This window comes from Acidovorax sp. Root402 (assembly GCF_001425125.1).
Taxonomy (GTDB): domain Bacteria; phylum Pseudomonadota; class Gammaproteobacteria; order Burkholderiales; family Burkholderiaceae_C; genus Acidovorax; species Acidovorax delafieldii.
This window is the reverse complement of record NZ_LMDQ01000014.1, coordinates 344,435-367,170: the sequence shown is the minus strand read 5'-3', so window position 1 is coordinate 367,170 and position 22,736 is coordinate 344,435. Positions and strand designations below refer to the sequence as shown.

Genomic DNA, 22,736 nt, shown 5'->3' with positions numbered 1-22,736 from the left:
ACTCAGGCGGTCAGTTCTTCCGCCATGCCCTGGTGGCGCAGCAGGGCATCCAGACTGGGCTCGCGGCCACGGAAGGCCTTGAAGGACTCCATGGCGGGGCGGCTGCCACCCGCTTCCAGAATGGCCTCACGGTAGCGTCTCCCGGTTTCGGTGCTGGGCAAGCCGTCGGTACCGGCGGTTTCTTCAAAGGCGGCGTAGGCGTCGGCGCTGAGTACCTCGGCCCATTTGTAGCTGTAGTACCCCGCTGCATAGCCCCCGGCAAAGATGTGGCTGAAGGTGTGGGCCGTGCGGCTGAACGCGGGCGGCTGCAGCACGGCCACTTCCTGGCGCACCTGGGTCAGCAGGGGCATGAAGTCCTGGGCCGGGTCGTGTTCGGTGTGCAGCAGCATGTCGAACAAGGCAAACTCGATCTGGCGCAGGGTCTGCATGCCGCTCTGGAAGTTCTTGGCGGCGATCATCTTGTCAAACAGCGTGCGCGGCAGCGGCGCGCCGGTGTCCACGTGGGCCGTCATGTGTCTGAGCACATCCCATTCCCAGCAGAAGTTTTCCATGAACTGGCTGGGCAGCTCCACGGCGTCCCATTCGACGCCGCCAATGCCGGAAACATCGCGTTCGTTCACCTGGGTCAGCATGTGATGCAGTCCATGGCCAAATTCATGGAACAGCGTGATCACGTCGTCATGGGTCAACAGTGGCGGCTTACCGTCCACACCGTCCGCGAAGTTGCAGACGAGGTGGGCAATCGGTGTTTGCAGCACTCCGGTGTCGGGGCGCTGCCAGCGCGTGCGCACGTCATCCATCCAGGCGCCGCCCCGCTTGCCGGTGCGCGCGGGCTGATCGAGGTAGAACTGGCCCACCAGTTGGCCGTTGCGTTCGATGCGATAGAACTCCACCGCAGGGTGCCACACCGGTGCCGTGTCGCGGCGGATGGACACTTCAAACAGCGTCTCAATGATCTTGAACAGGCCTGCCAATACCTTGGGTGCCGTGAAGTACGCCTTGAGCTCCTGCTCGCTGAAGGCGTAGCGGGCTTCCTTGAGCTTTTCAGAGATGTAGGGCCAGTCCCAGGGCTGCGGATCGGTCAGCCCCAGGTGTTCGGCCGCAAAGGCGCGCAGGTCGGCCACGTCCTTTTCGGCATAGGGCCGGGCGCGGCGGGCGAGATCACGCAAGAACTGGACAACCTCGGCGGGCGACTGGGCCATCTTGGGCACCACGGAGACTTCACCAAAGTTGGCGTAGCCCAGCAGCTGGGCTTCTTCTCGGCGCAAGGCCAGGATTTCGCCAATCAGCGCGGTGTTGTCGAATTTCTGGCCTTCGCCTTCGGCCTGGTCCGAGGCACGGGTGACATAGGCGCGGTACAGCTTGGCGCGCAGGTCGCTGCGGGTGGCAAACTGCATCACCGGCAGGTAGCAAGGCATCTTCAGGGTGAGCTTGTAGCCGGGTTTCCCGTCCGCCTGTGCGGCCGCCAAAGCGGCTTGCTGCACATCGGCCGGTACACCGTCCAGTTCCTCAGCGGTGGCGTAGTAGGCAAAGGCATCGGTGGCGTCCAGCGCGTTTTCGCTGAACTTCTGGCTCAGCTCGGCCTGGCGTTCCTGGATCTGGGCGAAGCGCTCCTTGGCCGCCCCGGTCAGCTCAGCGCCGCTGAGTACAAAGTTACGCACCGCATTGCGGTGGGCTTGGCGCTGCTCGGGGGTCAGGGTGGCGGGGTCGATGGCCTTGTACTTGGCATAGAGGCGTTCGTCAGCGCCCAGGCGGGTCCAGAACTCCGTGACGCGAGGCAGGGCGGCGTTGTAGGCCGCGCGCAGTTCCGGTGTGTCGGCAACGCTGTTGAGGTGGCTGACAGCCCCCCAGGCGCGGCCGAGCTGTTCGGTGGCTACATCCAGCACCTTGGCGATGGCATCCCAGCGGGCAGGGAAGTCGGGCGCCGTGACGGTCTCCAGAGCCTGATTGGCACGCTCCAGCAGCACATCAACCGCAGGGGCTACGTCCTGTGGGGTGATGCGGTCAAAGGCGGGGAGGTCGGAGAAGTCGAGAAGGGCGTTGCTCATGCGGAATTAGATGGCGCCAGGCGGCGCAGGTTCAAGTTGCAAAGCGGCTGGCGTCTTCCCCGGGCGCGGTCAGCGCGCGGCAGCCCGCTCGGCGGCTTCGATGGTGTTCACCAGCAGCATGGTAATGGTCATGGGTCCAACCCCGCCAGGGACGGGGGTGATCCAGCCCGCCACCTCTTTGACGCCCTCAAAGTCCACATCGCCACACAGTTTGCCGTCGGCCTTGCGGTTGATGCCCACGTCGATCACGATGGCACCGGGCTTGACCATGTCGGCAGTGAGCGTGTTGGCGCGGCCGACCGCAGCCACCACGATGTCTGCCTGGCGGGTGTGGTAGCCCAGGTCGGGGGTGCCGCTGTGGGTGACGGTGACCGTGGCATTGGCCTGCAGCAGCAGCAGGGCCATGGGCTTGCCCACGGTATTGCTGCGCCCGATGACCACGGCATGTTTGCCCTTGATCGACTGGCCGGTGGACTCGATGAGCTTCATGCTGCCGTAGGGCGTGCAGGGGCGGAAACCGTCCAGCCCGGCCATGAGTTCGCCAGCCGACAGCACCGAGTAGCCATCCACATCCTTGGAGGTGGCAATGGCCTCGATGACCTTGTGCGGGTCAATGTGCTTGGGCAGGGGCATCTGCACCAGGATGCCGTGCACTGTGGGGTCGGCATTGAGGGCTTCGATGCGTGCCAGCAGCGCAGCCTCGCTCAGATCGGCGTCGTACTTTTCAAAGATGGAGCGCACGCCGCTGTCCTCGCAGGCCTTGACCTTGTTGCGCACATACACGGCCGAGGCTGGGTCTTCGCCCACCAGAATCACCGCCAGGCCAGGCTGGTGGCCACGGGCGGTGAGGGCGGCAGCGCGTTGCGCCACCTCGCTGCGAAGTTGGCGGGAAAGGGCGTTGCCGTCGATGAGTTGGGCTGTCATGTCAGAAAATACAAGTCAAAATGGCTGGTAGCGCTAGTTCAATATGCGCTGGTAGCTATCAAAATGGGAGCAATCAGCCCTTGGGCGCGTTCTGCCCCAGAGCGATCTTGAGCAGATCGGCCACCGTGTTGGCGTTGAGCTTTTCCATGATGTTGGCGCGGTGTGCCTCCACCGTCTTGATGCTGATGCCCAGGTCGTCAGCGATCTGCTTGTTCAGGCGACCGGCCACGATGCGTTCGAGCACCTGCGCCTCGCGGCTGGTGAGCTTGGACAGCAGGGCGTCGCGGCTGGCGGCCTGCTGGTAGCCCGCGAAGGCTTCGCGGGCGTGGTCTAGCATGCGCTCTACCAGGCCCACCAGCTCTTCTTCGTCAAAAGGCTTCTGGATGAAGTCCAGCGCGCCTTTCTTCATGGTGTTCACTGCCATGGGCACGTCGCCGTGGCCGGTGATGAACACGATGGGCAGCGGCGATTTGCGCTCAATGAGGCGGTCCTGCAGTTCCAGGCCGGTCATGCCGCCCATCCGGATGTCCACGATCAGGCAGGCCACCTCGCGCGGATCGTAGCGTGAGAGAAACGTCTCGGCCGAATCAAAGCAACGCACCCGGTAGTCCTTGCCTTCCAGCAGCCACTGCAGGGAATCGCGAACTGCTTCGTCGTCGTCCACAACGTAAACAGTGCCTTTTTTCGGAATCAAGCTCATGCAACAGTCCTTGGGTTTTGTTCGTTTGCTACAGAATTTGTAGTGGCATCAGCAGGCTTGGCAAGCGGCAGCCAGAAGGAGAACCTGCAGCCTGTAACCTCCGAGCCATTGTAGAGGTTCTCCGCCTGCATCCGGCCCTGGTGGGACTCGACGATGCTGCGGCACAGATTGAGGCCCATGCCCATGCCTTCCTGCTTGGTAGAGAAGAATGCCTCGAACAGGCGCTCCAGCACTTCGGGGGCCAGCCCCTTGCCGGTGTCCTGCACCGAGAACTCGACCACCTGGCGGTCATCGATCTGCTTGGGCACCACGCGCAGCTCCACGCTGCGGTTGGGGGCGGGGCGGTCGGCGTGCTGGATGGCCTCGGCGCCGTTCTTCATCAGGTTGACGAGCACCTGCTCGATCAGGATGGTGTCGGCCATCACTTGCGGCAGGCGCGCGGCGACGTAGTGCGTCAGGCGCACGTTGTGCCGGCGCAGTTCGATGTCGGCCAGCTCGACGGCTTCGTTGACCATCGAATGCACATCGGCCAGCGTGCGGTTGGGCTCGCTCTTTTTCACGAACGATCGGATCCGCTGGATGATCTGGCCTGCGCGCTGTGCTTGGTGGGCTGTCTTTTGCAGGGCGGTGAGCAGGGCTTCTTCGGTGAGCTGGCCGCTCTGGATGCGCGAAACCATGCCGCTGCAGTAGTTGTTGATGGCGGTGAGCGGCTGGTTGAGCTCGTGCGCCACGCTGGACGCCATCTCGCCCATGGTGATGAGGCGGCTGACCGACTGCGCGCGCTCGGCCTGCCGCTGGGCCTGCTCTTCGGCCAGGCGGCGGGGGGTGATGTCCGTGGCAATCACCATCTGGGCCAGGCGGCCGTCCACCCAGTTCAGATAGCGCGAGCGCACTTCCAGCCACTTGCCCAGGTCGGGCAGGTAGATTTCGGCGTTTTCACTGCGGGCGCTGGTCAGCGTGTCGGTGGGCAGGCCCATCAGGCCGTCCTCATCGTCCATGCCACTTTGCTCCTTGCCCGCAATCGGCACCACGCCTGCCTGCGCCACCAGTTGCAGGTGCCCGCCGGTTTGCGACCCGAACCACTGGCGGTAGAGCTTGTTGGCAAACAGCAGCTCTTCGCTGCCCAGGGGGGCCACCGACACCGAGGCGTCCAGCGACTCCAGCACGATGGTGAAGCGTTCATGCGACGCCGACAGCTGTTCACGAATGCGGTTGGGCTCGGTGATGTCAGTCATCGACGTCATCCAGCCTGTCTGCTGGCCATGGGCGTCGATCAGCGGAGACACATAGAGCCGGGCGTCGAACAGCGTCCCGCTCTTGCGCTTGACGCGCACCTGAAAGCCGCCTGCCATGGTGTTGCCGCGCAGTTCGTCGCGCAGCTTGGCCTGCAGGGTTTCGTGATCGGCCTCGGGCCAGTAGGGGAAGGGGGCTTTCAGGCCCACCAGCTCTTCGGCACTCCAGCCCGTCATCTGGCAAAAGGCGGCATTCACATAGCTGATGCGGCCTTCCATGTCCAGGGCGCGCATGCCGGTGAGGATGGAGTTTTCCATCGCCCGGCGAAAGTTGGTCTCGGCCACGAGGGCCTCTTGCGCCTGCATGCGGCGACGGGTGTGGCGCCAGGTGGCGATCAGCATCCAGGCCGTCATCGCGCTCAGCGTGCCCACCAGCCAGAACAGCCCGCTGCCCACCACGCCAAGCGACGTGCGGTATGCCTGTGCGCGCAGCACCAGACCGTTGCCGACGGGGGAGACCGGTACCTCGTACTCGTTGGCCTTGGGCGTCCAGGGGAGCAACTGCGTGGCCTTGTTGCGCGGGCCCAGCGGCGTGCCCGCCAGCACCTGGTTCTTGCTGTCGAGCAGCGTCACCGCGTAGCGCGCCAGCACTTCGGTGGGAGTGCCGTAGCGCAGCAGGCTGTCGATGGAATATTCACCCAGCACCACGCCGCTGAACTTGCCCTGATTGTTGAGCGGTACCTGCAACTGCAGCAATGGGGTCGCATCGCCCGACGTGGCGGCCGGCTGCGCGTACACCGGTTGCTGCAGGTCCCGAGCCAGGCCAAAGGTGTCGGCGGTGTCCCCGGGCTTGAGGACTTCGCCTGCGATGCGCAGTTCACCACTCGCTAGTGTCGGGGCGGCCTGGCTTGCGCGGATGCGTCGGCGGTCGTCAATCCAGGTGATGGCCTGCAGCTCCGGGTACTGGCTGATCAGTGCCTCCGCGCGGCTGATGAACTCTGCCTTGCCCAGGTCCTGGTTGGACACATCGCGTGCGATGCGCATGAGTTGCTCTTGCCGCTCCAGCAGGCGCAGGCGTACGCGCTGCTGGGCGTATTCCACGTCGCGCCGTAGGGCTTCTTGTTCACGCTCGGCTTCTTCGGCGCGCAGGTACCAGAACGCCGCAACGATGGCGGCCAGAAACATCAGCACTGCCGCGAGGGGGGCAAGTGCGGCAAAACGGTCTTGCCGGGTGGGCGACAAGCCGCGCCACCACTTGCGCCACCAGCGTATCGGCGCTGCCACGGTCGTGGCCGTGGGGGAGGGGGTGGTGGGCATCGAATCCATGTAGGGAGTGTAGAGGAGCCCCGGGAGCGCTCAGGCCTTCCGCATCATGTGCGTCTGCAGCAAATTATTGCAATATGAAATGAATAGGCACCATTTGAAATTACGAAAAAATATGCGAAACTAGAGCCAACGTACTAAATTGCTGCCACACCTACAGGAGACAAAGCATGTCAGCTCAGCCCGACCCTCAGGCCGGTTTCGGCATCGGTTCCGATACCGACCAGCAAGAAACCCGTGAATGGATGGACGCGCTGTCCGCCGTGATCGACAAGGAGGGCCCAGAGCGCGCCCACTTCCTGTTGGAACAACTTCTTGAACACGCCCGTCAGAGCAGCATCGACCTGCCGTTTTCTGCCAACACGGGTTACGTCAACACCATCGAGCCGGAAAAAGAGGCGCACTGCCCTGGCAACATCGCCATCGAAAAGCGCCTGCGCGCCTACATGCGCTGGAACGCCATGGCCATGGTGGTGCGTGCCAACCGCCTGAACCCTGCCGACGGCGGCGACCTGGGCGGTCACATTGGTTCATTTGCCTCGGTGGCCAGCATGTTCGGTGCGGGCTTCAACCACTTCTGGCATGCCGCCAGCGAAGACCACGGCGGTGACCTGCTGTACATCCAGGGCCACAGCGCCCCCGGCATCTATGCGCGCGCTTACCTTGAGGGCCGCCTGAGCGAAGAGCAGCTCGACAGCTTCCGCCAGGAAGTGGACGGCAAGGGCCTGTCCAGCTACCCGCACCCCAAGCTGATGCCCGAGTTCTGGCAGTTCCCTACGGTGTCCATGGGCCTGGGGCCATTGATGGCCATCTATCAGGCCCGCTTCCTCAAGTACCTGCACGCCCGTGGCATTGCCAACACCGAAAACCGCAAAGTGTGGGTGTTCTGCGGCGACGGTGAAATGGACGAACCCGAATCCCTGGGCGCCATCGGCCTGGCCGCGCGCGAAAACCTCGACAACCTGGTCTTCGTGATCAACTGCAACCTGCAGCGCCTGGACGGCCCGGTGCGGGGCAACGGCAAGATCGTGCAAGAACTCGAAGGCGAGTTCCGCGGCGCGGGCTGGAACGTGATCAAGCTGCTGTGGGGCAATGGCTGGGATGCCTTGCTGGCCCGCGACAAGACCGGCAAGCTCAAGCAGCTGATGATGGAAACGCTGGACGGCGACTACCAGGCCATGAAGGCCAACGACGGCGCCTTCGTGCGCAAGAACTTCTTCGGCAAGTACCCCGAGACGCTCAAGCTCGTCGAGCACATGACCGACGAAGAGGTGTTCGAGCTGCGCCGTGGCGGCCACGAGCCCGCCAAGGTGTATGCCGCCTTCCACGCTGCCAATGAGCACAAGAACCAGCCCACCGTGCTGCTGGTCAAGACCGTCAAGGGTTATGGCATGGGCAAGGCCGGTGAGGGCAAGAACACTGTGCACCAGACCAAGAAGCTGTCGGACGAGGACATCAAGTACATCCGCGACCGCTTCAACATCCCGATCCCGGACAGCCAGCTGGCTGACATTCCGTATTACAAACCGGCCGATGACACCCCGGAGATGCAGTATCTGCACGAGCGCCGCAAGGCCCTGGGTGGCTACCTCCCCAAGCGTCGTCCCAAGGCGGACGAGCACTTCACCGTGCCCGCCATCGAGACCTTCAAGGCCATCCTGGAGCCCACGGCCGAAGGCCGTGAAATCTCCACCACCCAGGCCTACGTGCGCTTCATCACGCAACTGCTGCGCGACCAGGCCCTGGGGCCGCGTGTAGTGCCCATCCTGGTGGATGAGGCCCGCACCTTCGGCATGGAAGGCCTGTTCCGCCAGATCGGCATCTACAACCCCAAGGGCCAGCTGTACACCCCGGTCGATCGCGATCAGGTGATGTACTACAAGGAAGACAAGGCTGGCCAGATCCTGCAGGAAGGCATCAACGAAGCCGGCGGCATGGCCAGCTGGATCGCTGCCGCCACCAGCTACAGCACCAACAACCGCATCATGGTGCCGTTCTACGTGTACTACTCGATGTTCGGCTTCCAGCGCATTGGCGACCTGGCCTGGGCTGCGGGTGACATGCAGGCCCGTGGCTTCTTGCTGGGCGGCACCTCGGGCCGTACCACGCTCAACGGTGAAGGCCTGCAGCACGAAGATGGTCACAGCCACATCCTTGCCAACACCATTCCCAACTGCGTGAGCTACGACCCCACCTTTGCCCACGAAGTGGCGGTGATCATGCACCGTGGTCTCAAGCGCATGGTCGAGCAGCAGGAAAACGTTTTCTACTACATCACGCTGCTCAACGAGAACTACCCGATGCCGGGCCTCGTGGAAGGCACGGAAGAGCAGATCATCAAGGGCATGTACCTGTGCAAGCCCGGCGCCGAGGGTGACAAGCGCGTGCAACTGCTGGGTTCGGGCACCATCCTGCGCGAGTCGCTGGCCGCGCAAACCCTGCTGGCCGCCGACTGGGGCGTGCAGGCCGATGTGTGGAGCTGCCCGAGCTTCAACGAACTCACCCGCGAAGGCCAGGACGTGGACCGCTGGAACCTGCTGCACCCGCTGGAAACCCCGCGCGTGCCGTTTGTGGCGCAGCAGCTGGGCACCAGCACGGGCCCCGTGGTCGCATCCACGGACTACATGAAGGCCTATGCCGAGCAGATCCGTCCCTTCGTACCCAAGGGCCGCAACTACAAGGTGCTGGGCACCGACGGTTTTGGTCGCAGCGACTTCCGCAGCAAGCTGCGCGAGCACTTCGAGGTGAACCGCCACTACATCGTCGTGGCCGCCCTCAAGGCGCTGAGCGAAGACGGCGTGCTGCCCGCCACCAAGGTGGCCGAGGCGATCGCCAAGTACTGCATCAATGCTGACAAGATCAACCCGCTCTACGCATAAAACGAACGGAGACAGAACAATGGCATTGGTCAACATTCAAGTCCCGGACATCGGGGACTTCGACGAAGTGGGCGTGATCGAGTTGCTGGTCAAGGTGGGTGACACCGTGAAGGCCGAGCAGTCGCTCATCACGGTCGAATCGGACAAGGCATCGATGGAGATCCCATCCAGCCACGCAGGCGTGGTCAAGGAACTCAAGATTGCATTGGGCGACAAGGTCAAACAAGGCTCGGTGATTGCCGTGGTGGAGTCCGCTGACGCGGGCGCTGCCGCAGCTCCGGCCGCTGCGCCGGCTCCTGCAGCGGCGGCTCCCGCCCCGGTGGCGGCACCTGCGCCAGCTCCTGCTGCTGCAGCCCCTGCGGCCACAGGCCCGGTCGAAGTGCGCGTGCCCGACATCGGGGACTTCAAGGACGTGGCCGTCATCGAGATGCTGGTCAAGGTCGGCGACACCATCAAGGTCGAGCAGTCCCTGTTCACCGTCGAATCCGACAAGGCCTCCATGGAGATCCCGTCGCCCGCCGCTGGCGTGCTCAAGGAACTCAAGGTCAAGATTGGCGACACCGTCAACATTGGTGATCTGGTGGCTCTGCTTGAAGGTACGGCAGCTGCTGCAGCGCCTGTAGCAGCACCGGTTGCGGCCGCTGCGCCGGCACCAGCCCCAGTGGCTGCGGCCGCTCCTGCGGTGGCAGCCGCAGCACCCGCCGCTGCCACCGCCTCGGTGGCTGTCCCTGCCCACCAGCCCGGCACTCCCACGGCAGGCCTGCCCCATGCATCGCCTTCGGTGCGCAAGTTCGCCCGCGAACTGGGTGTGCCCATCGACGAAGTCAAGGGCACCGGCCCCAAGGGCCGCATCACGCAAGACGACGTGGCTGCCTTCACCAAGCAAGTGATGGCAGGCGCCGTGGAGACCAAGGCACAAGCTGCCAAGGCACCCGCAGGCGGTGGTGGCTCTGGCGTGGGCCTGGACCTGCTGCCCTGGCCCAAGGTGGACTTCACCAAGTTCGGCCCGGTGGAGCGCAAGGATCTCTCGCGCATCAAGAAGATCAGCGGCGCCAACCTGCACCGCAATTGGGTCGTCATCCCGCACGTCACGAACCACGACGACGCGGACATCACCGACCTCGAAGCCTTCCGCGTGCAGTTCAACAAAGAGAACGAGAAGAGCGGCGTGAAGGTCACCATGCTCGCCTTCATGATCAAGGCCGCCGTGGCCGCGCTCAAGAAGTTCCCTGAGTTCAACAGCTCGCTCGACGGTGATCAGCTGGTGCTGAAGAACTACTACCACATCGGCTTTGCGGCCGACACGCCCAACGGCCTCGTTGTGCCGGTCATCCGCGACGCAGACAAGAAGGGCATCGTCCAGATCAGCCAAGAGATGGGCGACCTGGCCAAGAAGGCGCGCGACGGCAAGCTCGGCCCGGCCGACATGACCGGCGGCTGCTTCTCCATCAGCTCCCTGGGCGGCATTGGCGGGCGTTACTTCACGCCCATCATCAACGCTCCCGAAGTCGCCATCATGGGCGTGTGCAAGAGCAGCCTGGAGCCCAAGTGGGACGGCAAGCAATTTGCGCCGCGCCTCATGCTGCCCCTGAGCCTGAGCTGGGACCACCGCGTGATCGACGGTGCCGCTGCTGCACGCTTCAACGTGTACTTTGCCTCGCTGCTGGCGGATTTCCGCCGCATCGTGATGTAACGAAAGGGCAAGACACACCATGGCAATCATCGACATCAAGGTGCCTGATATCGGCGACTTCGCCGAAGTGGCCATCATCGAAGTGCTGGTCAAACCCGGCGACACCATCAAGGCCGAGCAAAGCTTGATCACCGTGGAGTCCGACAAGGCCTCCATGGAGATCCCGTCTAGCCACGCTGGTGTGGTCAAGGAACTCAAGGTCAAGCTCGGCGACAAGATCGCCGAAGGCTCGGTGGTGCTGACGCTGGAAGTGCAGGGTGCAGGCGCAGCCGCTCCAGCGCCTGCCGCATCCCCAGCGCCTGCAGTTTCAGAGCAGAAACCGGCTGTAGCACAGGTAAATAATGTGCCGGCAGCTATCAATCCAGTAGCATCCAGCTATGCTGGCTCCGCTGATCTCGACTGCGACATGCTCGTGCTCGGCGGCGGCCCCGGCGGCTACAGCGCAGCCTTCCGTGCGGCCGACCTGGGCCTCAAGGTCGTCATCGTCGAGCGCTACGCCACCCTGGGCGGCGTGTGCCTGAATGTGGGCTGCATCCCCTCCAAGGCGCTGTTGCACGTTGCGGCCGTCATGGACGAAGTCAGCCACATGGCCGACCTGGGCGTGGACTTTGGCGCGCCCGCCGTCAACATCGACAAGCTGCGCGGCCACAAAGAGAAAGTCATCGGCAAGCTCACCGGCGGCCTGGCCGCCATGGCCAAGATGCGCAAGGTGACCACCGTGCGTGGCTACGGTGCCTTTGTGGGTGCCAACCACCTGGAAGTGGAAGAAACCACCGGCACCGCGCAGGAGAAGACGGGTAGCAAGAAGGTCATCGCCTTCAAGAAGGCCATCATCGCCGCCGGCAGCCAGGCAGTGCGCCTGCCCTTCATGCCTGACGATCCGCGCGTGGTCGACTCCACCGGCGCCCTGGCGCTGAAGGAAGTGCCCAAGCGCATGCTCATTCTGGGCGGCGGCATCATCGGCCTCGAAATGGGCACCGTGTACAGCACGCTGGGCGCGCGCCTCGATGTGGTCGAAATGATGGACGGCCTGATGCAGGGCGCCGACCGCGACCTCGTCAAGATCTGGCAGAAGATGAACGCCAAGCGTTTTGACAACATCATGCTCAAGACCAAGACGGTGGGCGCCAAGGCCACACCCGAAGGCATTGAGGTGACGTTTGCCGCAGCGGAAGATGGGGGCGCCGCCCCCGCGCCCCAGGTGTACGACCTCGTGCTGCAGGCCGTGGGCCGCACGCCCAACGGCAAGAAGATCGCTGCCGAGAAGGCTGGCGTCGCTGTGACGGACCGTGGCTTCATCAACGTCGACATCCAGATGCGCACCAACGTGCCGCACATCTTCGCCATCGGCGACATCGTGGGCCAGCCCATGCTGGCGCACAAGGCGGTGCATGAGGCGCACGTGGCGGCTGAAGTGATAGCAGGTGAACTGCAAGGCAACAAGGAGCTGGCCGCCGCCGCCTTCAACGCCCGCGTGATCCCATCGGTGGCCTATACCGACCCCGAAGTGGCCTGGGTGGGCCTGACGGAAGACCAGGCCAAGGCCCAGGGCATCAAGGTCAAGAAGGGCCTGTTCCCCTGGACGGCCTCCGGCCGCGCCATCGCCAACGGCCGCGACGAGGGCGTGACCAAGCTGCTGTTCGACGACTCGCCCGAAGCCCATGGCCACGGCAAGATCCTGGGCGGCGGTATGGTCGGCACCCATGCGGGCGACATGATCGGCGAGATCGCCCTGGCTATCGAGATGGGAGCCGACGCGGTGGACATCGGCAAGACCATCCACCCGCACCCCACGCTGGGCGAAAGCATCGGCATGGCGGCGGAGATTGCCCACGGGTCTTGCACGGACGTGCCACCACAGAAGAAGTGATCCGATGATTCGCTGAGAACGCTGCCGGTTCGGTCGCTGGCCGCGCAAGCCCAGAAGGGGTTGCGCGGCCTTTTCATTTTCTGGCGTGCATGCCGGCAAGCACGAGCCAACAGTGGCTGCGTGCGCTGGAGTGGTTGCGCTAAGTCTGCACGGGGTCCGCATGGGCATCTCAGAGCCTGTGACTTTTTGTTACTGTGGGCATCAAGTTTGCTAAGGGGTCACTACGAATCACTCTTTTGGTGAGACCCTGCATGAAACAAAATGCCTCGTTAGGTTCACATTTCTTCGTCTGGGGCCTTGTCTGCGCGTCCAGCTTTGTGGTGCTGGCTGCCAGCGCCTGGAGCTTGCACAGTGATCTGCAAGTTGCTCCCAGCGCCTTTGATGCCGCCTGGCAACGCTTGATGTGGCTTCTGTTGGCTGCTGCGGTGCTTGTCGGCGTTGCCTTGGTTCGTCTACATCGGTCCGTAGCCCGCCAGTTGGGTGGCAGTCCCGACGCGTTGAGCGAACACATCGCCCACTTGAGCGCAGGCCAATTAATGGCCTCCACCGCAACGCAGAGAACCGAATCCAGCAGTGCCCTGGCGGCAATTCATGCACTGCGCGACTCGCTGGCTGAAAAAATCGGGCTATTACGGCAAGAGGCCGAAACGGTGGCTGTGGAATCGGTCACTTTTTCGTCCAATAACCTGGATCTGGCCACCAATATGTCGCAGCAGACCGAGTTGCTGCAGCAAAGCAGATCCCACATTGGTAGCCTGATCGACACAGTCAAACAAGCGGGCAGCAGGACCGCAGACTCTCAAAAGTCGGTGCGTTTCGCCTCCGATATTGCGACCCGAGGTAATGAGGTGGTCAGCAAGATGACCAACACCATGGATGCCCTGAGTGAATCCTCGGGAAAGATCGAGGAGATCATTGGTGTCATTGATGGCATTGCATTCCAGACCAACATCCTGGCGCTCAATGCAGCGGTGGAGGCTGCACGCGCGGGCGAACAGGGCAAGGGTTTCGCGGTGGTGGCTTCAGAGGTGCGCACGCTGGCCCAGCGCTCCGCGAGTGCGGCGAAGGAGATCAAGACCCTGATTGCGGGCTCTGTGGAGAAGATTGCGCAGTCTGCCAAGCTGGCCGACCAGGTGGCGAACTCCATGGACGAGATCAACGCCAGCTCGCAGCAAGTCACCCAGATCATGGAAGAGATAGCTGCGGTCACCCAGCAGCAGGAGCGCGATATTTCCCAACTGAGCGGCTCGCTGGACCACCTGGATGTCGTGACCGAACGTTATGCCGAGCTCCTGCACGATGCCAGCGTGCATGCGGAAACCCTGCAGACCCGGGCTGCCGGGCTGCGCTACGCGGCAGCTGCATTCCGCGTGGCCGGCCTTCCTCCGGCCAATGCGCTGCCAGAGCTGCCCATCGCACGGGCCAGCGAGCGGCAAGTAGCCCGTCCCGCAGCGGCACTGCGCATTCGGCAAGAGTCCAAGGAATTGGCTGGGCAGCTCTCGCGCGGCGTGCAGCTCATCGTCGGCACGGCGCACGAACCCCCGCTGAACTACACCGATGCCGCCAACAAGCAGGACGCGAGCGGTGCGGATGTCAAAGGTTTTTCCCCTGATGTAGTGCGCGAGATTCTGGCTCGCACCGGGCATCAGGCACAGGTGCGCATCACCTCCTGGGAGCGCAGTTACGCCGCGCTGCAGACCGAGCCCAATGCCGTGCTGTTCACCATGGCGCGCACACCCAGTCGCGAGAACCAGTTCCACTGGGTCGGCCCGCTGGTTCACAGCAACGCTGTGCTGTTTATCAAAAAAGGGAGCGGCGTCACCGTCAAGAGCTTGTACGAGGCGCGCAAGCTGCCCAGCATCGCGGTCATCAAGGGCGATTCCAAAGAGGAGTTCCTCAGGGGCAAGGATTTTCGCAACCTGGACTACTCGCCAGACTGGGCTACCGCATTCCGCAAGCTGCTCGAAGGCAAGGTCACCGCATTGGTCATGACCGACATGGATCTGCCCACCACCGCTCGCGATGCAGGTCTGGACCCGGCCGACTTCGAGCCGGTCTACGAACTCTTTGTGAATCGCCTGTACATAGGCATGTCCAAACGCACAGACCAGGCTGTGGTGCGCAGCTGGCAAGACGCGCTGGACGCCATGAAGCGTGATGGCAGCTTCCTCCGTCTGGCAGAACAGTGGTCAAGACATTGGGGCGCCCAATGGGTGGTGCGCGACGGAGCGGTGCAAGCGCAGTGAGTCGCCCCGGCTTCACTTGACGCCTTCGATCGAACTGGCGGTGCAGCAGCGGCGCTGGCCGCATGGGAGCCCGGTGGCACGGCTTTGCGAGGGGGACGAGGGCGTGGTGTGACCCTGGGCCGGCGGCCGACGATCGGGCGTGCTTCCAATATGGGCGAAAATAGGGGGTTTTCGTCGTCAGTCCCCGCCGGTCATCGGTTCGGCCCGGCCTGTTTTTTCACTGCTCCTTTTTGCTTGTCCATGCAAGACGTAACTTCCTCCAAGATCTCTGTCGAGAAGATCGGCGGCACTTCCATGACCGCCTTTGGCGATGTGCTGCGCCACATCGTGCTGCACGACCCCAAGCGCATTAACGGCCGGATCTACGTGGTGTCTGCCTATTCGGGCGTGACGAACCAGCTGCTGGAGCACAAGAAGACGGGCGAGCGCGGCATCTATGCCCTGTTTGCCGAAGGCAAGGGTTACCAAGATGCGTTGACCCAACTGGCGGTCAGTCTCAAAAAGCTGAACGCCGGCTACGCTGACCTGGGATTGCCGCTGGATGTGGCCGATGCCTTCATCGACCAGCGCATTGGCCAGGCGCGTGAATATCTGAACGCCATGCAGCACGTGCTGGCCAGCGGCTATCTCAGCCGCAAGGATGTGTTGCTCGCGGCGCGCGAAGTGCTGGCTTCGATTGGCGAGTCGCACAGCGCGTTCAACTCGGTCGAAATCCTCAAGGCCAATGGCGTGAATGCCATGCTGATGGACCTGGCCGGTTTTGACGACAACGAAGCCTGGACGATTGACGAGCGCATTGCCAACAGCTTTAAAGGCATCGACCTGAGCGACAAGGTGGTGGTGGCCACCGGCTACACCAAGGGCACCGAAGGCATCATGCGCGAGTTTGACCGGGGCTACTCCGAAGTCACGTTCAGCAAGATCGCCGTGGAAGTGCGCCCCGCAGAGGCCGTGATCCACAAGGAATTCCACCTGTCTTCTGCCGACCCCAACCTCGTGGGCCTGGAAAACGCCATCGTGGTGGGCGCCACCAACTACGACGTGGCCGACCAACTGGCCGACGTGGGCATGGAAGCCATCCACCCCAAGGCCGCCAAGCCCATGGAGCTGGCCGGCATTCCCATCCGCCTGAAGAACACCTTTGAGCCCGACCACCCCGGCACGCTGATCACCAAGGACTTCGTGGGTGAGCGCGCGCGTGTGGAGATCGTCACGGGCACCGACAAGGTCACGCTGATCGAGATCCACGACCCCAGCATGGTGGGCACGGTGGGCTTTGATGCGGGCCTGATGAACGTGTTCTGCAAGCACGATGTGAGCTACATCCTCAAGGCCACCAACGCCAACTCCATCGCCCATCTGGTGTGGGACAACCAGGTCACGCCCGAGCTGGTGGCCGAGCTGCAGAAGGACTACCAGGTCGTCACGATCAAGCCCAGCGCGATCGTGTGCACCATTGGCTCCAACATCGGCATCCCTGGCGTGCTGGCCAAGGCCGCGCAGGCGCTGGCCGATGCGCGCGTCAACGTGAACTGTGTGTCCCAGACACTGCGCCAGGTGAACATGCAGTTCGTGATCGAACGCGAGGACTACAAGACTGCGATCAAGGCGCTGAACATGGCGCTGTGCGTGAACTCGGGTGCGCCCATTCCGCGTGCTTGAACAGGTTTTCGCCTTCCGCTCAAAGCCCGCTCCGTGCGGGCTTTTTTGCGTCCACGTCTGGCATCGGGCGCTGGAGCGCAGTGGATCGGCAGATCGTGGGAGACGAGTGCTGTGCTACTTTTTGTAGAGCAGAAAAGTCCTGTCCATCCAGCGCATGAAGCCCGGCTGTATGCTGAATTTGCTGACTAGCATTACACCCGCGAGCACCAGCGCCGCACCACCCATCTGCCACCAGGTCAACGGTTCATCCAGCAGCCAGACGCCAAAAAAGATCGTGAGGATGGGCCCCAGCGTGCCAATCAGCGCGGTCTTGGATGCGCCAATGCGGCGGATCGCGGCCGAGGTCATGAACACGGGCAACACAGTGGAGAACACGGCCATGCCGAGCGCATGCAGGTAGACCGGCGCGGGCTGCACCAGCGCACCCGCAGGTTGCGACACCACAAAATGCAGCAGCGTGGCGCCGGTGGAGACCAGCATCGCGAGTGCCGTAAAGCGTGCCGCGCCCATGCGGCGTATGGCGGGCTCGCTGCCTGCCTGGTAGAACGCATAGGACACCGCCGAGCCAAACACAAAGCCCGCGCCGATGAGCACGGCGCGCGTGTCGCCCGCAATGTGCAGGTCGTGCGCGAAGGCCAGGCCGATGCCCGCGTAGGACAGCAACAGCGCGCCCAGCTCCCGGCGGGAGGCACGTTTGCCCATGAAGAGCACGCCGATCAGGATCGTGAGTGTGGGGTAGGTGAACAGGATCAGCCGCTCCAGGCTGGCGGTGATGTATTGCAGGCCGATGAAGTCGAGGATGCTCGCGCCGTAGTAGCCCAGCAGGCCCAGCGCAATCACGAGCAGCCAGTCGCGCCGGGTGAGCGGGGCCAGGTCGCGGCTGGCGCGCCAGCCGACCCAGGCAAACACCGGCACGGAAAACGCCATGCGCAGGCACAGCAGGGTGACGGAGTCCACGGGCGTGGCCTGGGGCACCGCATAGGCCAGTTTCACGAAGATGGCTTTGAACGAGAAGCCCAGCGCTGCCAGGATGGCAAGGAGGAGGCCAAGGCGTTCGGCGGACCAGTGTTTCCAGGGCATGGGGGTATGGTGGGTGGGGTGGGGTGGGGTAGAAACTGCCAGACCATGCGAAGACAACGAACGCAGTGCACATGGGGCAGTGGTAATTTGAAAGGATGCGGCGATAGTGCCTTGTACGCGCGGCAGGCACAATTGGCATTGCCGCAACCATGCGTCCGTCAAAAACGAACGTGAGAGGGGCCTCCATTGACCTATGACTTGATCGATCTGCGCCTTTTTGTTGCTATAGCCGAAGAGCGCAACCTCACGCGCGGCGCCGCGCGTGCCTACCTTGCGCCGTCGTCGGCCAGCCACCGGCTGCGCCGGCTGGAGGAGGCGCTGAACACCTCCCTGTTTGAGCGCCAGACCCGGGGCGTGGCGCTGACCCGGGCGGGCGAGGCCCTGCTGCGCAATGCGCGCCAGGTGCTGGCCAGCGTCGAGCAGATGCATGCCAACCTCTCGCCCTTTGCCAGCGGCATCCGGGGCCATGTGAGCCTGTGGGCCAATACCCATGCCACGCACACCTTTCTGCCCGACGACCTGGCGGGTTTCCTGAGGCAGCACCCGCAGGCCAGCGTGAGCCTGGAGGAGCGCACCAGCGCAGAGATCGTGGTCGCAGTGGCCAGCGGCGAGATCGAGGTGGGTGTGCTGGCCGACAGTGGCACGGGCGCGGGTGTGGAGTTGTCACCCTACCGACAAGACCGCCTGGTGCTCATCGTGCCCGCAGGCCATGCGTTGGCAGGGCGTGGCCGCGTGGGTTTTGCCGAGGTGCTGGACCAGGCCTTTGTGATGCTGCATGCGGGCTCGGCCATCCACACCTTCACGACCAACGCCGCTGCCGCGCTTGGGCGGCATCTGGACGTGCGTATTCAGGTGCGCAGCTTTGAAGCCGTGTGCCGCATGGTGGGGGCGGGCGTGGGCATTGGCCTGGTGCCCCGGGGAGCGGCCCTGCAGGTGGCGGGCCTGAGCGAGCCGCCGGTGCTGGTCGAGCTGGGCGAGCCCTGGGCGCAGCGCGACCTGCAGATCTGCGTGCGCAAAGGGGCGGTGCTGACGGGCTTTGCTGCGGCGCTGGTCGCGCACCTGCGCCAAGGCGCTGGCGCCGCGACTGCCTAGTTGCCTGATCAGGCCGCTGCGATCTCCACCTTGGCGCCACCGGCCTGCAGCTTTTTGCGCAGTGACCGCGGTGTGGCGGCAGGCACCACCAGCGCGGCCAGTTCGTGCAAGGGGGCCACGCTGAACGGCGATGCCGTGCCCAGCTTGTCGATCGAGGCCAGCACCACCGTTTCTGCCGCCCGCTGGTGCAGGGCGCGTTTGACGGCGGCTTCTTCAAAATCTCCCGTGGTCAGACCGGCCTCGGCATGCACGCCGGTCACGCCCATCAGGTACAGGTCGGCCCGCAACTGGGCTGCGGCCTCGACCACTCTGGCACCCACATTCACCATGGAGTGGCGGAACAACCTGCCTCCCAGCATCAGCACCTCCACCTGCGTGTGCCCAGCCAGCGCCACCGCGACGGTGGGGCTGTGCGTGACCACAGTGGCGCGCAAGTCCAGCGGCAGGTTCTGCACCACCTGCAACGATGTGGTACCCCCATCCAGGATCACCACCTGGCCGGGCAACACCAGCGCGGCCCCGGCGCGCCCCAGGGCGCGTTTGTCTTCGGGGGCCAGTTGCTCACGCACCTGCAAGCTGCCCACTGCGGCCGAGGCGGGCAGGGCACCGCCGTGCACGCGCTGCAAGCGGCCCTCCGCAGCCAGTTCGCGCAGGTCGCGCCGCACGGTGTCTTCCGAGATGCCCAACTCCTCGCTGAAGGCCTTGGCCACGATCTGGCCGTCCCGACGCAGGCGGTCGAGCAGAAGCTGTTTGCGTTGGGTGGTCAGCATGAAGGGTTACACGAATTGATTGCACGAATTTGCATGTTTGTGCATGATATTGCGTAAATCAATCTTGTCAAAACCATGCACTCATTACCCGACCACACTGCCTTCGCGCTGGCGCTTGCCGTGCGTCGCTACCCAAGCCCGCCGGCGGGGAACATTGCATGAGCCGCCCTGTGCCCGATGTGCCCATCGCTGAGCTGAACGCCCGCACCGAGCATGTGAAGCTGCTGGATGTGCAGGTGCTCTCCGACAACTGGTACGTGCTGCGCAGGGTCACCTGCTCGCTGCGCCGGCGCGACGGCCAATGGCAGACGATGAACCGCGAGGCCTACGACCGGGGCAATGGCGCCGCACTGCTGTTGTTTGACCCGGGTCGCTGCACCGTGGTGCTGACGCGCCAGTTCCGGCTGCCCGCCTTTCTCAACGGTTGCGCTGACGGCCTGCTGATCGAGACCTGCGCGGGCCTGCTCGACGGTGACGACCCCGAAACCTGCATCCGCCGCGAGGCCGAGGAAGAAACCGGCTACCGCGTGCGCCAGCCGCGCAAGGTGTTTGAGGCCTACATGAGCCCTGGCTCGGTGACGGAAAAGCTGCACTTTTTCGTGGCCGAGTACGAACCCGGCGACCGCATTCGCAGCGGCGGCGGCCTGGAGGGAGAGGGCGAGGACATCGAGGTGATCGAGATGCCGCTGGCCGACGCCCTGGCGGGCATTGCCAACGGCACGATCCAGGACGGCAAGACCATCATGCTGCTGCAGCATGTGGCCTTGGACCTGCGAGGCACCGCCCTGTAACAAAGGCGGTGCTCGCAGGTGCTCAAGGCCGCACCAGCCGCAGCGGCTCGCCCACGCGCGCCTTCACCACATCGTCGCGGTGGAAGGGCAGGGTATGCCAGCGCTTGGCCGAGAACTCACGCATCTGGTCGTTGGCGTGGGGCGATGCGGGGTTGGTGGACTGACCATAGGTCAGGATGGCCTGGGCCACTGGGCCCTTGGCGTCGAACGTCACGGTCTGCACATAGCTGGTGCCGTAGTCGATGCGCAAGCCTGCCTTGTTGATGGGCGCGGGCTCCTGGCGGCCCAGGTTGTTGAGCACGCCTTCAAACTCCTCGCCGCCGTGCAGTGCAATCGCTTCTTCGGTGATGGCGGGGCGCTGCACGCTGCCCAGCGTGGCGTCGAGCGTGTAGCCGCTGGTGCGGATGGCCTTGACGGCGCCGTCCAGCGCCTCCCACACCTTGGCGGCGGTGGCGGCGTCCTCCATCTTCAGGCCTGCAGGGGTGGCCACGGGCTGTTGCGCATCGAAGGGCACGCGGTGCACGCCGGGGATGTTGCGCGCGGTGCGCCAGAACTCGCGGAACACATGGGCGCCGCGTGCCTCAACGTTATTGCGGCGGTCCCAGCCTTTGAGGGCCGCGCAGCCGTCACGGGATTCGGCCGCGGGGGCCTTGTCACACGCGGCCAGAAGGTCGGGTACCACCACCTGGGCCATGAAGTTGCGGTTCTCGAACAACTGGCCCTGGATGGCCTGCAGCGTGACCTTGCCCCGGCCGAGCATTTCAGGAATCTCGGCCAGACCGGCGCGGGTGCGTGGCCGGGTCAGGCTGGCGTCGCCCACCAGGGGCGAGATGCCCTCAAACTTCTGGCCGGGGTGGGTGTAGACAAAGCTGTCATTGCTGTTGTGGACCCAGTCCGTGCGGAAGGCCACGGGCATGCGGCCGATGGGGATGAGCCCCGGCACGGGCGATGCGCTGTCGCGGCGCCAGTCGCAGTCAGCGCGTGATCCGTTCAGCACCACCAGGCCGGCAGCGGCGCGCAGCGCGGCGGCGGGCTGGCTGGGTGCGCAGCGGGCGAGCTGGGCGGCATCCACATCGGGCACCACGCTCACGTCGGCATACATGGCCTGGCCGCTGCGGTCGGCGGCCAGCGTGTTCACCCAGGGCAGGCCCAGGTTGGCGTGCGCCTTGTGCACGTCTTGCACCGAGCGGGCGCGGGCAAAAGCCAGGGCTGCGTCCATCATGCGGGTGTTGCCAGTGTTGGCGTCGCGCAGGGCGTAGGCGGTCTTGGCGTTCCAGGTCAGGCCCGCGCGGGGCAACACCACCAGCGGGCCCCAGCGGGTGGACCACACCGTGTACTCTTGCGTCTGCAGCTTGCCGTCCGGGCCGGGGATCTGGGCGCTGACCTTGCGGGCGGTCATCTTCTCGGGCTTGCCGTCCACCAGGTAGGTGGTGGGGTCGCCCTCGGCCAGCGTCACTTCGTAGAAGGTGAAACGCTTGCCGGTGGACACCGTGTGCGACCAGGCCACGTCCTTGTTGAAGCCGATGGAGACCATGGGGTAGGTGCCAATGCCCACGCCCATCACGTCCATCTGGCCGGGCATGGTCAGGTGCATTTCATAGAAACGGTTGGGGCCGCTCCACGGGAAGTGCGGGTTGCCCAGCAGCATGCCGCTGCCGCTGGCCGTCACATCCTTGCCAAAGGCCCAGGCGTTGGAGCCCAGGGGTGAGTCGAGCAGGCCCACGTCGCGCAGCGCCTGCGCGGCATCGGCCAGGTTCACTGCAGAGGCGGGCGCCTGCGCGGCCTTGGCCGCGGGCGGCTGGGCGCCCAGCATGCCATCGGCCAGCGCGGCAATACCGGCCTGCACGGCCACCACCTCGGCCATGCGGCGGTATTGGGCCAGGGTCATGGGCTGCACCCAGGGCTTGCCCCGGCAGGCATCGGGCAGGGTGGCGGCGTTGTCGGCCAGGAAGCGGTTGTAGCCCGCCACATAACCACGCGCCAGGGCCTGCGTTTCGGCACTGGTCTTGGCCCAGGCGCGCTCCAGCATGGCGTCGTCCATGTGGGCTGCCATGAACAGGTCGATCTGCGCATTGGGGATGTAGCGGCGGCCCAGCAGCCCGATGGTCTGGGCGCCGAAGGTGCTGCTGCGCTGGCCGCGCGCGGTCACGAGTTGGTCGGCTGTCATGCAGACGTTGTCTTGCGCGTAGGCATAGGCCACGCCGTAGGCCAGTGATTCGGGGTCGTTTGCGGTGATGTGCGGAATGCCGTAGGTGGTGCGCTCAATGGTCACGCTGCGGTCTGTGCCTGCAGCGCCTGGCTGGCTGGCGCAGCCCGCCAGAAAGAGGGCGGTGCAGGCCGCGGCCAGAGTGGTCAGGGCCATTGAAAGGCTGCGATGGGTTGAGGGTTCGTGCATGGGTGGGTGTCTCCGTTTGTGTGGGCCCGCA

At 64.4% G+C, this 22,736-nt stretch carries 14 protein-coding genes; 7 read left to right on the top strand and 7 right to left on the bottom strand.

Annotation, left to right across the window (positions count from 1 at the left end):
- Positions 1–2: 2 nt before the first annotated feature.
- From ASC83_RS12825 to ASC83_RS12810, 4 genes are all read right to left on the bottom strand, one after another.
- Entirely contained in the window at positions 3–2,048 is a 2,046-nt protein-coding gene (locus tag ASC83_RS12825) for a M3 family metallopeptidase (RefSeq protein ID WP_056063002.1), read from the bottom strand.
- A 69-nt stretch (positions 2,049–2,117) separates the two neighbouring features.
- The gene (folD, locus tag ASC83_RS12820) at positions 2,118–2,972 is read right to left on the bottom strand and encodes a bifunctional methylenetetrahydrofolate dehydrogenase/methenyltetrahydrofolate cyclohydrolase FolD (protein ID WP_056062998.1); all 855 of its coding nucleotides are present in this window, start codon (positions 2,970–2,972) and stop codon (positions 2,118–2,120) included.
- A 73-nt stretch (positions 2,973–3,045) separates the two neighbouring features.
- Complete coding sequence (locus tag ASC83_RS12815; RefSeq protein ID WP_007848524.1) at positions 3,046–3,672, bottom strand: response regulator transcription factor; 627 nt, start codon at positions 3,670–3,672, stop codon at positions 3,046–3,048.
- Positions 3,669–6,230: a PAS domain S-box protein gene (locus tag ASC83_RS12810; protein WP_056062995.1), complete on the bottom strand. Its 2,562-nt coding sequence runs from the start codon at positions 6,228–6,230 to the stop codon at positions 3,669–3,671. The genes ASC83_RS12815 and ASC83_RS12810 overlap by 4 nt, the downstream gene beginning before the upstream one ends.
- Before the next feature lie 167 nt (positions 6,231–6,397).
- On the opposite strand from ASC83_RS12810, the gene aceE reads away from it, so the two are divergent.
- The 5 genes from aceE to ASC83_RS12785 all read left to right on the top strand — a co-directional run bounded on the left by aceE (position 6,398) and on the right by ASC83_RS12785 (position 16,577).
- Positions 6,398–9,106 carry a pyruvate dehydrogenase (acetyl-transferring), homodimeric type gene (gene aceE / locus ASC83_RS12805; protein WP_056062991.1) on the top strand — a complete coding sequence of 903 codons (2,709 nt, stop codon included), beginning with the start codon at positions 6,398–6,400 and terminating at the stop codon, positions 9,104–9,106.
- Between the two features lie 19 nt (positions 9,107–9,125).
- Complete coding sequence (aceF, locus tag ASC83_RS12800; protein ID WP_056062987.1) at positions 9,126–10,799, top strand: dihydrolipoyllysine-residue acetyltransferase; 1,674 nt, start codon at positions 9,126–9,128, stop codon at positions 10,797–10,799.
- A gap of 19 nt (positions 10,800–10,818) precedes the next feature.
- Positions 10,819–12,669, top strand: a complete 1,851-nt coding sequence (gene lpdA / locus ASC83_RS12795) for a dihydrolipoyl dehydrogenase (RefSeq protein ID WP_056062984.1) — start codon at positions 10,819–10,821, stop codon at positions 12,667–12,669.
- 194 nt (positions 12,670–12,863) lie between these two features.
- On the top strand, positions 12,864–14,915 hold the full coding sequence (locus ASC83_RS12790; protein ID WP_156379495.1) for a methyl-accepting chemotaxis protein: 2,052 nt from the start codon (positions 12,864–12,866) through the stop codon (positions 14,913–14,915).
- 240 nt (positions 14,916–15,155) lie between these two features.
- Positions 15,156–16,577: an aspartate kinase gene (locus tag ASC83_RS12785; protein ID WP_056062977.1), complete on the top strand. Its 1,422-nt coding sequence runs from the start codon at positions 15,156–15,158 to the stop codon at positions 16,575–16,577.
- A 114-nt stretch (positions 16,578–16,691) separates the two neighbouring features.
- Here the strand turns inward: ASC83_RS12785 and ASC83_RS12780 are convergent, their stop codons facing one another.
- Complete coding sequence (locus ASC83_RS12780; RefSeq protein ID WP_056062975.1) at positions 16,692–17,657, bottom strand: DMT family transporter; 966 nt, start codon at positions 17,655–17,657, stop codon at positions 16,692–16,694.
- Between the two features lie 186 nt (positions 17,658–17,843).
- Between ASC83_RS12780 and ASC83_RS12775 the strand changes: the two genes are divergently transcribed.
- A complete protein-coding gene (locus ASC83_RS12775; RefSeq protein ID WP_056062972.1) occupies positions 17,844–18,749 on the top strand; it encodes a LysR family transcriptional regulator in 906 nt (301 codons plus the stop codon).
- Positions 18,750–18,757: 8 nt separating this feature from the next.
- Here the strand turns inward: ASC83_RS12775 and ASC83_RS12770 are convergent, their stop codons facing one another.
- Positions 18,758–19,519, bottom strand: a complete 762-nt coding sequence (locus tag ASC83_RS12770; protein WP_056062969.1) for a DeoR/GlpR family DNA-binding transcription regulator — start codon at positions 19,517–19,519, stop codon at positions 18,758–18,760.
- Positions 19,520–19,677: 158 nt separating this feature from the next.
- Here ASC83_RS12770 and ASC83_RS12765 point away from each other — a divergent pair, with 158 nt between their 5' ends.
- Positions 19,678–20,310 carry an NUDIX domain-containing protein gene (locus tag ASC83_RS12765; RefSeq protein WP_056062967.1) on the top strand — a complete coding sequence of 211 codons (633 nt, stop codon included), beginning with the start codon at positions 19,678–19,680 and terminating at the stop codon, positions 20,308–20,310.
- A gap of 22 nt (positions 20,311–20,332) precedes the next feature.
- On the opposite strand, the gene ASC83_RS12760 is transcribed toward ASC83_RS12765, so the two are convergent.
- A complete protein-coding gene (locus ASC83_RS12760) occupies positions 20,333–22,705 on the bottom strand; it encodes a penicillin acylase family protein (protein WP_056062964.1) in 2,373 nt (790 codons plus the stop codon).
- Positions 22,706–22,736: the final 31 nt, after the last annotated feature.